General features: G+C 46.1%; 8 protein-coding genes. 5 read left to right on the top strand and 3 right to left on the bottom strand.

Annotated elements, in window-relative coordinates; genetic code table 11:
- Positions 1–19 precede the first annotated feature (19 nt).
- Entirely contained in the window at positions 20–706 is a 687-nt protein-coding gene (gene trmD / locus I8752_RS20360; protein WP_214434113.1) for a tRNA (guanosine(37)-N1)-methyltransferase TrmD, read from the bottom strand.
- 612 nt (positions 707–1,318) lie between these two features.
- On the opposite strand from trmD, the gene I8752_RS20355 reads away from it, so the two are divergent.
- The 3 genes from I8752_RS20355 (at position 1,319) to cphA (ending at position 5,381) form a co-directional block, all read left to right on the top strand.
- Positions 1,319–1,489 (top strand): hypothetical protein, encoded by a 171-nt coding sequence (locus I8752_RS20355; protein ID WP_214434112.1) that lies wholly within the window; start codon positions 1,319–1,321, stop codon positions 1,487–1,489.
- A gap of 155 nt (positions 1,490–1,644) precedes the next feature.
- Positions 1,645–2,508, top strand: a complete 864-nt coding sequence (locus I8752_RS20350) for a cyanophycinase (protein ID WP_214434111.1) — start codon at positions 1,645–1,647, stop codon at positions 2,506–2,508.
- Between the two features lie 173 nt (positions 2,509–2,681).
- Positions 2,682–5,381, top strand: coding sequence for a cyanophycin synthetase (cphA, locus tag I8752_RS20345; protein ID WP_214434110.1), 2,700 nt, complete (start codon positions 2,682–2,684; stop codon positions 5,379–5,381).
- Positions 5,382–5,438: 57 nt separating this feature from the next.
- Here the strand turns inward: cphA and tatA are convergent, their stop codons facing one another.
- Positions 5,439–5,612 (bottom strand): twin-arginine translocase TatA/TatE family subunit, encoded by a 174-nt coding sequence (tatA, locus tag I8752_RS20340; RefSeq protein WP_214434109.1) that lies wholly within the window; start codon positions 5,610–5,612, stop codon positions 5,439–5,441.
- 422 nt (positions 5,613–6,034) lie between these two features.
- Positions 6,035–7,462 carry a serine/threonine protein kinase gene (locus I8752_RS20335; protein ID WP_214434108.1) on the bottom strand — a complete coding sequence of 476 codons (1,428 nt, stop codon included), beginning with the start codon at positions 7,460–7,462 and terminating at the stop codon, positions 6,035–6,037.
- A gap of 87 nt (positions 7,463–7,549) precedes the next feature.
- Here I8752_RS20335 and cbiT point away from each other — a divergent pair, with 87 nt between their 5' ends.
- Entirely contained in the window at positions 7,550–8,152 is a 603-nt protein-coding gene (gene cbiT / locus I8752_RS20330) for a precorrin-6Y C5,15-methyltransferase subunit CbiT (protein ID WP_214434107.1), read from the top strand.
- 140 nt (positions 8,153–8,292) lie between these two features.
- Positions 8,293–9,174 (top strand): phosphatidate cytidylyltransferase, encoded by an 882-nt coding sequence (locus I8752_RS20325; RefSeq protein ID WP_214434106.1) that lies wholly within the window; start codon positions 8,293–8,295, stop codon positions 9,172–9,174.
- Positions 9,175–9,220 lie beyond the last annotated feature (46 nt).

Genomic DNA, 9,220 nt, shown 5'->3' with positions numbered 1-9,220 from the left:
CCCCTGCTCCCCTGCTCCCTCATCTCCGCTCCCACTCCTTGAGCAAATCGGGGCGGCGATCGCTAGTTTTTTTGAGCTGTTGTTCGTAACGCCATCGGGCAATTGCCGCGTGATTCCCAGATAGTAAGACATCAGGCACTTTCCAACCCCGAAAATTCGCCGGACGGGTGTACTGGGGATAGTCCAGCAACCCCTCTTCAAAACTTTCTGCTGTCAGTGACTCTGTTTTGGCCACGGTTCCTGGTAACAGCCTCACGACACCGTTGATTAATGCCATTGCTGGAATTTCTCCTCCAGTCAGAATAAAATCACCTAAAGAGACCTCACGCGTCACTAAATGCAGCACTCTCTCGTCTACTCCTTCATAATGTCCGCAGATTACTACTAACTGGTCGTAATTAGTTGCTAGTTCTCGCAACAGCGGTTGATTGATTGTCTGACCTTGAGGACTCATCAAAATCACCTCTCTTCGAGGTAGAGTCGGCAAGGACTCTACAGCTGTAAAGATGGGTTCTGGTTTCATCAGCATCCCCACACCGCCGCCGTAGGGTTCATCATCCACCTTTCGGTGTTTGTCGGTGGTAAAGTCTCTGGGATTGACCAGATTCACTTGGGCAATCTGTTTGGCTAAGGCTTTACCCAGCAGCCCAGAACTGAGAACTGAGGTAAAACAGTCAGGAAAAAGTGTAACTATATCAAAGCGCACAGTAATTCGTATTCAAGAACACTAATCTTAAAAGTAAAAGGGACTGGGGATTAAGGATTAGAGATTGGATAAGAGCATGGAAAAATTATGAAATTCTACTTTAACTCCTCCCAAATTTTGTCATAATTTCCCAGCTCCCAGTCCCCAGTCCCGGAGCGGCGTTCCTCCCCGCTAAACTTCGGTATAGTCGGAGACTCCGACGCTTGATGACTCGCTAACGCTGCGCTATCACCGCGACCAGTTGAATGTTTACTAAACACAAGAAGCTAATCTCAGGTCAAACTACAGATCGGCTTGTCCAATAGTATCTAAAAGTACCAGAAGCAGATGTTTATCCACGGGATCAAAAGTTTTTCTAATCACTTAATTTATGTTTAAATATTGTCACAACTACGATTTAAATTAATAATCTGACCAGGTTAACAACTTCCAGGATGCATCGAGCCAGCCTCAGAATTGCGTAAAGACCTGCTCGCTCCCAACCCTAGGGGGAATTCGTTCCCAACCTCAGAGGGGAAACAGACACTCGCTCGAACAAAGGGTAAACCTTCCACGAAAGTGTCCTCCCTTAGCCTCCAAGCACAATTGTGCCAGTCTGGAAAAAGTGGACAGATGAAAAACAAGGCGCTGGCTTTGAGGAACGGCAACGGACACATGAATACTGAGGCTTCGTGTCTGTCCAATGAGAATTTTGAACGCTGGCGATCGGCGATCGGAATCTCGGTGCAGTGTCCTCCTACAAAAGCAAAGTGCGTAAATCATCGGGCTACTGAACTTTGTTAAATTCACATGCCATTCGCCACAAGCCCTTCGGGTACTCTTCGAGTTCTCCAAAGGAGTACACAGTCCCCTAGTCGGGGAAACCCTCCTTCAGGGCTGTCTCACCTGGGAACACGTCCAAGGCGATGGCTCCTGAAGTTGTTGACAGGAGAAACATAATGCCGCAACTAAAAGCTAAATCGCTGGAAATGAGGACACCCCAAGCAACTAAAACTGCCGTTCTGGTGATCGGAGGCGCAGAAGATAAAGTTCACGGACGCGAAATCCTAAGAACTTTTTTTGGCCGCGCCGGTGCTAGTAAGGCCTATATTACAATTATTCCATCTGCCTCCCGCGAACCCGCTATCATCGGTGGTCGGTATATTCGCATTTTTGAAGAAATGGGTGCTGAAAAGGTTGAAATTTTGGACATTCGGGAGCGGGAACAGTGTGAAATCCCACAAGTCAAAGCATCCTTAGAAGCTTGTAGCGGAGTTTTTTTGACCGGAGGAGATCAATTGCGCCTCTGTGGCGTGTTGTCAGATACGCCAGCGATGGAGATCATCCGGCAGCGGGTGAGATCGGGGCAACTTACCTTAGCAGGTACTAGTGCGGGGGCGGCGGTAATGGGGCATCATATGATTGCTGGCGGTGGTAGTGGAGAGACACCAAATCGTTCCCTAGTAGATATGGCAACGGGTTTGGGATTTATCCCAGAGGTAATTGTTGACCAACACTTTCACAACCGCAATCGTATGGGACGACTGATTAGCGCGATCGCAGCTCATCCCGACCGTTTAGGCATTGGTATTGATGAAGATACCTGCGCCGTCTTTGAACGCGATGGGTGGCTGCAAGTTATGGGCAAAGGCAGCGTCACCATTGTCGATCCCACCGAACTCACCCACACTAACGAGCCGCATGTCGGCGCTAACGAACCTTTAACCGTGCATAATTTACGTCTGCATATCCTCAGCTATGGCGATCGCTTTCATCTGTACCAGCGGACTGTATTGCCTGCCGTACACCGCATCTCCAGCTGACGGGATAGAGTATCTGAGGTTACACTGGCATCGATCGCTGACTTTATTTCCTGCGGTAGAAAAATTAGCGGAATACCATGTAAAAAGAAAAAACTGTTTGTCATGAACAGTTTAGCGGTCAATTCCAGTAAGAAACTAGAATTTTGGTTCCGAATCTCCATCTACCTATTCCCATGAGAATCCTCAAGATCCAGACCTTACGCGGCCCGAACTACTGGAGCATTCGACGCCACAAGCTGATCGTCATGCGCCTCGATTTAGAAAACCTTGCCGAGATGCCCTCGAATGAAATCCCTGGCTTTTATGAAGGATTAGTAGAGGCGCTGCCAAGTCTGGAAGGGCACTATTGCTCGCCTGGCTGTCGTGGTGGTTTTTTGATGCGAGTGCGAGAAGGCACGATGATGGGTCATGTGGTAGAACACGTAGCCCTAGAACTCCAGGAATTGGCCGGAATGCATGTCGGCTTTGGTCGCACCCGTGAAACTGCTACACCTGGAATTTTCCAGGTAGTCATTGAGTACTTAAATGAAGAAGCAGGACGTTACGCGGGACGAGCCGCTGTGCGGCTATGCCAAAGTATCGTCGATCGCGGTCGTTATCCCAAAGCAGAACTAGAGCAAGACATCCAAGACCTGAAAGACTTCTGGCGCGATTCTTCCCTAGGCCCTTCAACAGAAGCGATCGTCAAAGAAGCTGAAAAAAGAGGTATTCCTTGGATGCAGCTGAGCGCGCGCTTTCTGATTCAGCTAGGCTACGGCGTAAATCAAAAGCGAATGCAGGCCACAATGACCGATAATACCGGCATTTTGGGGGTAGAACTAGCTTGCGACAAAGAAGCCACCAAACGCATCTTAGCTGCGGCTGGAGTACCCGTACCCAGAGGTACAGTCATTAACTTCTTGGATGATTTGCAAGAAGCTATTGAATACGTCGGCGGTTATCCCATCGTCATCAAGCCGCTAGACGGCAATCACGGACGCGGAATCACCATCGATATCAGAACTTGGGATGAAGCAGAGGCAGCTTACGAAGCAGCCAGACAAGTTTCCCGCTCGATAATTATCGAGCGGTATTACATCGGACGCGATCACAGGGTATTGGTGGTAGATGGCAAAGTAGTAGCAGTCGCCGAACGCGTTCCCGCTCACGTAGTTGGCAATGGCAGATCCACCATCGCCGAACTGATTGAAGAAACCAACCTCGACCCAAATCGTGGTGAAGGTCATGATAACGTCCTCACCAAGATTGAACTAGACCGCACTAGCTATCAACTGCTAGAAAGGCAAGGCTACACTCTTAATAGCGTTCCACCCAAAGGCACAATTTGTTACCTGCGGGCAACAGCAAACTTGAGTACAGGTGGCATTGCTGTAGATCGTACCGACGAGATCCACCCAGAAAACATTTGGTTGGCACAAAGGGTAGTGAAGATTATCGGTTTGGATATTGCCGGACTAGATATTGTCACTTCAGATATCAGCCGTCCTTTACGAGAAGTGGATGGCGTAATTGTGGAAGTTAACGCTGCACCAGGATTTCGGATGCACGTTGCTCCCAGTATTGGTATCCCCCGCAATGTTGCTGGCGCAGTTATGGATATGCTGTTCTCCAACCAACAGTCTAGCCGCATTCCTATTTTGAGCGTGACGGGCACTAATGGGAAAACCACAACTACGCGACTGCTAGCCCACATTTACAAACAAACAGGGAAAGTAGTAGGTTATACAACTACAGATGGCACTTACATCGGTGAATATTTAGTAGAGGCAGGAGATAATACAGGTCCTCAAAGTGCTCACTTGATCTTGCAAGATGCAACTGTAGAAGTCGCCGTACTAGAAACAGCTCGTGGTGGTATTCTCCGCTCAGGACTGGGTTTTGAAACTGCTAATGTCGGTGTAGTATTAAACGTCGCCGCCGATCATTTAGGAATAGGCGATATCGATACTATAGATCAATTAGCTAACCTCAAAAGTGTAGTCGCTGAAGCAGTATTCCCTGATGGCTATGCAGTACTTAACGCCGACGATCGCCGCGTTGCTGCTATGGCTGAAAAAACCAAAGCGAATATAGCTTACTTTACAATGAACCCCGATTCGGAATTAGTGCGAAAGCACATCCAAAAGGGAGGAGTAGCAGCAGTCTATGAAAATGGCTATCTGTCAATTGTTAAAGGCGATTGGACGCACAGAATCGAAAGAGCAGAAAATATACCTTTGACAATGGGCGGACGCGCGCCGTTCATGATTGCCAACGCTTTAGCGGCGAGTCTAGCAGCCTTCGTGCAAAACGTCACAATAGAACAGATTCGCGCTGGCTTAAAGACCTTCCGTGCTTCTGTGAGTCAAACACCGGGGCGGATGAACTTATTTAATTTAGGCAACTTCCACGCCTTAGTAGACTACGCCCACAACCCAGCCAGTTACGAAGCTGTAGGTGCTTTTGTCCGCAACTGGAATACAGGAGAAAAGATTGGCGTAGTTGGCGGGCCAGGCGACCGCCGCGACGAAGACTTTGTTACCTTGGGTAAACTGGCAGCAGACATTTTTGACTACATCATTGTCAAAGAAGATGATGACACGCGAGGGCGACCGAGGGGTTCGGCATCCGATTTGATTACTAAAGGCATCACCCAAGTCAAACCTGATTGCCGGTTTGAGTCCATTTTGGATGAAACTCAAGCGATCAACAAAGCTTTAGATATGGCTCCTGATAACGGCTTAGTGGTAATTTTACCCGAAAGCGTCAGTCGGGCTATTAAGTTAATTAAGCTGCGCGGCGTAGTCAAGGAGGAAATACAACAAAGTTCCTCCACGAGCGTCGTAGATAACCAAAATGGGGTGACATCTTCTGTAATTAATACGCTACTTTAGTTAGCAGTCAACAGTTAAAAGTCCACAGTCTCGAATCTGTTGACTGTTGGCTACTAACTATTGTTGTTCTTCTTCTGGACTTTTGTCCTCATGAGAATTTTTAAGTCCTTCTTTAAAACCTCGTAGAGTCTTACCCAGTGCATTCCCCAATTCCGGAATTTTTTTAGGCCCAAAAATTAAAATAGCAACTACGGCAACTACACCTACTTCCGGCCATCCCAGTCCAAACATATAACTTTCCTTTAGAGTACCTGTAATTAACTATAGACATTCATGAGACGCAGGAAAGACTTGAGAAACTTCCAAATAAAAAAAGAACCAATTACGAATTGGTAAGCTAAAGCGCATTTAATTTTCAGAAATACTCATAGCGGTCAAAAACAGGGTGTAGCGGGTAGGGTGTTGGGTGTAGTGAAGACGGCATTGGTCGGGGCTTGAACCCCTAGATGGTGCAATTGCCTCAAAAGATGGAGCTTGTACCCAAGGGTGGTTGGGGCTATCTCTTCCCCCGCACCAACTCAGCCCGCCCCAACGGGGCTTGGTCAATAATCAACTTTGGTTAATGTGCAATTTAAAAGCTTAACAGCTTATGATTTAGCGATCGCTGAATATTTTACCAATTTTAGAAAGTAATCTCGCTCGTGATTTTAACTCTACTGCCTAGTAATTGGGATGCCTAGCCAATCACTTAATTCATTAGCCAGCCATTCAAGTTCCGCTTCAGATTTAATAGCCCCACCACTACCACCTAGCCGATACTTATAGACTCCTGAATAAATATTTAATTGTGCTGGAACGTCTACTCTAGAGCCTTCCGAGTCTTGGGTGAAGTGTTTGGAAATGTAAACGAGCTTGGTAATACTTTGTCTTGGCGATGGCCGCGGACGATGGAATTTAAATTGAAATAACTCGTGGGTTAAGGCAATTTGCTCTTGATTTAGGCGTAAGCGAGTGCGTCCAAACCAAGGGAAGACAATTCCATACAACATGAAAAAGCCAGCACCCCAAAAAGGAAGTGAAAACAAGGCAAAGGGGATATTAATAGGAAAAGGGGCACTGAGAGCGCCAATTGTCCAAAATAAGATAAATGAATTCCAAGCGATCGCAAATAAACCTGTAAAAATTATTGCAGGATGAAAGCCAACTGGTGGAATGACAATTTCTAAAGAATCCCAATTTTTAGTTAATTGAATCTTACTGCCAGATGGTTTACCAACAGTTAAAATATCAGTGCCTTGAAACTGGGACTTGTCCAAAGCTGCTATTGCTTGACTTGCAGAACTCAAACGCTTTTCTAAACTGGGTTCAGTCATTTGCTGCAACCAGTGGGTAAAGCCTGGACTGAGATTAGCTACTTGCTCAAATTGAATGCGAAAATCCTTTTGGGGTAAATCGGCTGGATGAATACCCGTTACTAAGTAGATCAGTGTTGCACCTAAGCTATAAAGGTCAGAGGCTACAACAGTGCGTCCACCAAATTGCTCCTGTGGCATATAGCCATAAGTACCTACTACAGTTCTAGTGCTACCTTCTGTAGCTAAGACAGTTTGCACTGAACCAAAATCTACCAAGTAAACTTGACCGATATTATTGCCAGAGCGATTGCCCAATAAAATATTGCTAGGCTTAAGATCGCGGTGAATGACAGGCGGATGCAGTCCGTGTAGATAAAGTAAAATCTCTAAAACTGCTTTAGCTATTTGTTTGACTTCGGCTTCTGTAAAAGTCCGCCCAGTTTGTAAGTATTGCTCTAAAGTTTGAGCTGGGATATAACTCTGTACTAAGGCGAATCCTTTAACGGTTGGTAAATTTACTTCAAAATAGTCTAAATAGCTTGGAATAGAGGGGTGTGACAAAGATTTTAAAGTTTCAGCTTCCCGCTCAAACAGTTTGAGATCGTCCCATTCAAAGTCACTACTAAAAGAGAGTAACTTGACAACTACTAATTCACCACTGACGCGATCCCGTGCTAACAGTGTCCGCCGTCCTGCTTTTTTTCCTAAAACTTGCTTGACTTCGTAACCAAGACGCGTTCGAGAAGGGTCTTGTCCGCGGACATCACCTAGTATTTCCCCAATCATTATGATTGCTGATAACGCCACTCTAAAAGGTTTTATAGCTTGTCAAATTAAGCAAGCTGATATTTCTTAGTATAGTTGTGTATTTCTATGCCCTCCCAACTTTGGCCTTACGTTACCCCTGGTATTCCCGATGAATTGTTCGAGCATTTGCCGGGGATTCCTTTTAGTCAGCGAGAAGTGCGGCTGCTGTTGATTTCTCAATTGCGGCTAAAACCTGATTCAGTGTTATGGGACATTGGTGCAGGCACAGGTACAATTCCCATAGAAGTAGGGTTGCTGTGTCCCAGCGCCCAGATTATTGCTGTAGAACGGGATGAAGAAGTAGCTAACTTAATTAAGCGTAACTGCGATCGCTTTGAGGTGACTAATGTCGAAGTCATTGAAGGCAATGCACCAGAGTGTTTGCATGACCTGAAAGTTGCTCCTCACCGAGTTTGTATTGAGGGAGGACGACCCATCCAAGATATTTTGCAAGCAGTGTGGGATTATCTACCATCTTCAGGAAGAGTTGTGGCAACAGCTGCTAATTTAGAAGGTTTGTATGCTATTTCTCAAAGCTTTTCGCAGTTGCGAGCGATAAATATCGAAGTTGTCCAATCAGCGGTTAATCGTTTGGAAACGCGGGGTTATTCTCAAACCTTTGCTGCTGTAGATCCCATTTTTATCCTGAGTGGTGAGAAACTAGACTAAATAGAGACTGGGGACTAGGGACTAGGGACTAGGAACTGAGGAAAGGTTTTCCGCTCTCCCCAATCCCCAATCCCCAATACCCAATCCCCAATACCTAGTACCCAATCCCCAATCCCCAGTACCCAATCCCAAATACTGCTATGCCTTGGTCTCGGATTATTAGTGGAATTGTTGCGATCGCCTTTGCTTTGATTGCCGTCCTTTTAGGGGGTTGGTATTTTACAATTGCGATCGCGGTTATCGTCTTTTTGGGTCATCAAGAATATTTTAATTTGGTGCGAGCCAGAGGCATAGTTCCCGCTGCTAAAACCACCATATTTGTCAGCCAGGTCTTGCTGGTTATTTGTACAGTCGATGGCAGTTTAGCTGATGCTGTTATGCCAATAGCTGGTACATTTATTTGTTTTTACTTATTGTTTCAGCCCAAAATGGCAACAATCGCGGATATTTCCGCTTCCATTATGGGGTTATTTTATGTGGGTTACTTGGCTAGTTACTGGGTAAGGTTACGCGCCCTTGGTAGTGCATCTATTAGCAATCTTCCTTTAAGTGGTTACTGGCCTCCAGCTTGGGCAGATATTCTCCAGCAAAGAAATTTTGCAGCTTTACCTCAAGGATTGACAGTGACAATGCTGACTTTCCTGTGCATTTGGGCAGCTGACATCGGCGCTTACTTTTTTGGTAAATTTTTTGGCAAAACCCAACTATCTGACATTAGCCCGAAAAAAACCGTTGAAGGCGCAGTCTTTGGAATTGCTGCTAGCGTTGCCGTAGCCTTAGCAGGGGCTTATTATCTTCACTTTCCTAGATTTGTCTTTACTGGTATAGCCTTGGGTTTGCTGATTGGGATTGCTAGTCTTTTAGGCGACCTCACCGAATCTTTGCTTAAGCGCGATGCAGGCGTTAAAGATTCCGGACAATTGATCCCCGGTCATGGTGGTATTTTAGACCGTACTGATAGTTATATCTTCACAGCTCCTTTGGTTTACTATTTTGTGACACTTTTATTGCCGCTGTTATAAGAAGGTAGGGGGAGCAGGGGAGCAGAGGAGCAGGGGAGCAGCTGTC

Origin of the sequence: Dendronalium phyllosphericum CENA369, assembly GCF_016056275.1 — a bacterium.
Lineage (GTDB): Bacteria > Cyanobacteriota > Cyanobacteriia > Cyanobacteriales > Nostocaceae > Dendronalium > Dendronalium phyllosphericum.
Note: the sequence above shows the minus strand (reverse complement) of the source record. Positions and strands in the feature narration are given on the sequence as shown.